Here is a 2,635-nt window from a genome sequence, read left to right on the forward strand (position 1 = left end):
GGGCCCGTGTCGCCCCGGGAGCCGACCAGAGCGCCGAGACGATGATCTGCCCGTCCCCCGCCTGCGGCTGGTACCGCTCGGGGTACTTCGACACCTGCACGCGCTGGCAGACGTCGCCCACCACCGCCGACTGCCAGGAGCCGTCGGGGTGCTTGCGGAGCATCTTGTCCAGGAACGCGCCGGTCGCCCACGCCACGTTCAGCCGCTGGGCGGCGCTGCCCCAGGTGGCCCGCTGCTGGAACACGCCCAGGCTGTCGTGGTCCACCTCTCGGTTGATGTTCCGCACGCCCGTCTCGACGATGGCCGTGGTGATCGCGACGACCGCCGCCCGCTGCGGAAGCCCCCGGGCGCGGACCGTCTCGATCACCGCCCGCGCGCAGGAGACGCGGTAGCCGTTCATGTAGCCGCGCAGCTTCTTCGTCAGCCGGGTGTTGAGCCAGGCCGCCAGTTCCGTGTCCTGCGCCGTCACCCCTCCGGAGCCGCAGGGAGCGGTCGGCAGGGGCGCGGCGGTCGCGGCGGTCGCGGGCACGGTGATCACGGTGACCGTGGCCGCCGCGAGCGGGAGCAGCGCCGCGACCACCCCGGCCCGCGGCGGGCCGGGACGGGTCCGTGACCGGCGCATCAGCGGATCCTGTTGGGGCGGTAGGCGCGGAACTGGGTACCGGCCTTCAGCCCGTGGGTGACGATGCGATAGTCGGTGCCATAGCCCGCGCGCTGCTGATAAGCCCAGTATGCGGTGTGCTTGGCGTCGGTCCACCGGTCGAAGACGACCACCATCCGGGCGGTGTTGACACCGACCGGATCGATCACCAGATCTCCTTGGAGCAGCTGGCTCATCGAGATCGGCTTGGTGTAGGCGGGCTTGGCCAGATCCACCGTGATCGGCCCCGGCTTGCCCAGCCCCAATGCCATCGACACATAACCCGAGCCGTCGGTGCGATAGCCGCCCCGGGTCTTGGTCTGGCTGTACGGCACCCGCTGGGCGGTGGCCGGATTCCACGTCTTGGCCCGGGCGATCACCTGGGCACGGGTGATCGTGGGTGGCGGCACCGGCGCGTCCTCGCGGATGTTCAGCGCCCGGTAGGGCTTGTACTCGCTGCCCGACGACAGGCCGTAGCTGCGCGTCCGGTAGTCCGTCCCGTAGCCGCCGCGCTGTTCGTAGGCCCAGTACGAGGTGTGCTTGGCATTGGCCCACCGGTCGAAGATGACGACGTGCCGGGTGGTGTTGCTGCCGATGGCGTCGATGAGCAGGTCGCCCCTGCGCAGGTCGGCGATCCGGATGGAGCGGGTGTAGGTGCTCTTGGCCAGGCCCACGGTGATGGGCCCCGGTTTGCCCAGCCCCAGCGCCATGGACACGTAACCCGAGCAGTCGGTGCGGTAGCCGCCGCGGGTCTTGGTCTGGCTGTAGGGCACGCGCTTGGAGGTGCCCGGGTTCCACGTCCTGGCGCGGGCGATCATCTGCGACCGCGTGATCGGGGCCGCGGCGAACGCGGCCATGGTGTCCGCGCTCTCCGGCTCTCCGGACGAATCCGGGGACGGGCTCGGCGTCGCCGACGGGCTGGGCGTCGGGGTGGGGGTGACCGCCGCGAGCGGGTGCGCGGGGGCGTGGGACGCCGCCTGCGCGGGGGTCAGCGTCACCAGACCGCTGCCGCACGCGGTCACGGTGATGAGCGCCAGGCTTCCCGCTCTGTTCCAGAAGCTCGGGGTTGGGGGCATGTTCTCTCCTCGGTCCCGTCATGGATGTTCGGCCGGCCGGCGGGCCACACACTGTCAGGAAATTTCTGAAACATGACGTGAAACCGGTGAAGTTGGGACAATATCTCCCCTTGGTGCCGACGTGACCTGTGATGACTCAGAGCCGTTGAGACAAGGTTGGGACGAACCAGCATGGCGAATGGAGCCGGGAACATGAGCCGAAGCCGGCGACTGCGACCGTTACCCGACGACCTGCCCGAACCGGTTCGCGTTCTCCTGGGAGAGCTGAGAGCCCTGAAGGATCGGGCGGGGCTCGACCTGCGTGCGCTGGAGCACGCGACGCACGCGAGCCGGTCCTCCTGGGGGCGCTGGCTGGCCGGAGACACGTGGATCCCGGCGGAGGCCGTGGAAGGACTGGCCCGGCTGTGCCGGGAGGACGAGCGCCGGTTCCGGGCCCTGTGGGAGGCCGCCGAACAGTCCCGGCGGACGGCCGGGGACGGTCTCGGAACGGGCGGCCTCGAAACGGACGGCCGGGACCGGGCGGGCGCGGGAGGAGAACCGGGCCCGGGCGAGGTCGCGGAGAGGACGCCGGGAGCGGGCGTCGCCGGGGGAGTAGCGGGCCCGGGAATCGTGGAGGGAGTGCCGGTCCCGGGCGGGGCGACGGAGGGGGCCGCGGGTCCGGGCGGGCACGGGCGGTCGCCGGTGCCCGGCGGAGGGACTCCTGTGCCCGGTACGGCCGCGCCACGCGGACCGGCGGGCTTTCTCCGGTGGCGGTTCCGGGTCGGGGCGGTCCTGGGCCTGTCGGCCGGGGTGGTCGCCGGATTCATGATCGCCGGCTCGTTCTCCGGGAGCGGGGCGAGCGGCGAGGAGGAGCCGGTCTCGACGCCCACCGGCACTCGCGCCGAGACGGCGACCCGGGCCCAGGCGGTCGCCCGTGCCG

3 protein-coding genes are annotated in these 2,635 nt (G+C 72.1%); 1 reads left to right on the forward strand and 2 read right to left on the reverse strand.

Features of this window, described 5'->3' with window-relative positions:
- Positions 1-622: hypothetical protein (locus Pta02_RS40580; protein ID WP_203880379.1), on the reverse strand; the 622-nt coding region annotated here is incomplete at its 3' end.
- Entirely contained in the window at positions 622-1,716 is a 1,095-nt protein-coding gene (locus Pta02_RS40585; RefSeq protein ID WP_203880380.1) for an NlpC/P60 family protein, read from the reverse strand. The genes Pta02_RS40580 and Pta02_RS40585, both read right to left, overlap by 1 nt.
- A 192-nt stretch (positions 1,717-1,908) precedes the next feature.
- On the opposite strand from Pta02_RS40585, the gene Pta02_RS40590 reads away from it, so the two are divergent.
- The coding region (locus Pta02_RS40590) for a helix-turn-helix domain-containing protein (RefSeq protein WP_203880381.1) at positions 1,909-2,635 on the forward strand (727 nt) is incomplete at its 3' end.

The organism is Paraplanobispora takensis (genome assembly GCF_016863195.1).
Taxonomy (GTDB): domain Bacteria; phylum Actinomycetota; class Actinomycetes; order Streptosporangiales; family Streptosporangiaceae; genus Planobispora; species Planobispora takensis.

Coding starts and splice junctions, on each gene's coding strand:
- Pta02_RS40585 (WP_203880380.1), bottom strand. CDS start 1,716: ATGCCCCCAACCCCGAGCTTCTGGAACAGAGCGGGAAGCCTGGCGCTC.